The 492-nt window shown below is 72.2% G+C and carries 2 pseudogenes; both read left to right on the plus strand.

Annotated elements, in window-relative coordinates:
* Window positions 1–143 (plus strand): annotated as a pseudogene (locus PUR56_RS03945) (electron transfer flavoprotein subunit beta); the annotation flags it as partial.
* A gap of 65 nt (window positions 144–208) precedes the next feature.
* A pseudogene (locus PUR56_RS03950) lies at window positions 209–492 on the plus strand (electron transfer flavoprotein subunit alpha/FixB family protein); the annotation flags it as partial.

Consider the following 492-nt stretch of genomic DNA (forward strand, 5'->3'; position numbering starts at 1 on the left):
ACGAGGTCGGTCTGGCGGGTTCGTGGACGGCGGTGGAGTCGGTGGCGGCGCGTCCGGCGCGTACCGCGGGCACGGTCGTCAAGGACGAGGGCGAGGGCGGCAAGGCGCTCGCGGGCTTCCTCGCCGACCAGAAGTTCATCTGATCGGCGCCCGGCCCCACTCCCGTCCCACCTCACCCCACCACTTCCACGTACGGAGACATTGAGCAATGGCTGAGATTCTCGTCCTGGTGGACCACGCCGACGGTGTGGTCCGCAAGCCGGCCCTCGAACTGCTGACCCTGGCCCGCCGGATCGGCGAGCCGTCGGCCGTCGTCCTCGGGGCCGGTCCGGCCGCCGCCGCGATCGCCGCGAAGGCGGCCGAGTACGGCGCGGCGAAGGTCTACGTGGCCGACGGCGCCGAGTTCACCGACCAGCTGGTCGTCCCGAAGGTGGACGCGCTGACCCAGATCGCGAAGGCGAGCGAGGCCGCCGCGGTGCTGGTCACCTCCTC

Origin of the sequence: Streptomyces sp. BE303 (assembly GCF_036290945.1) — a bacterium.
GTDB lineage: Bacteria > Actinomycetota > Actinomycetes > Streptomycetales > Streptomycetaceae > Kitasatospora.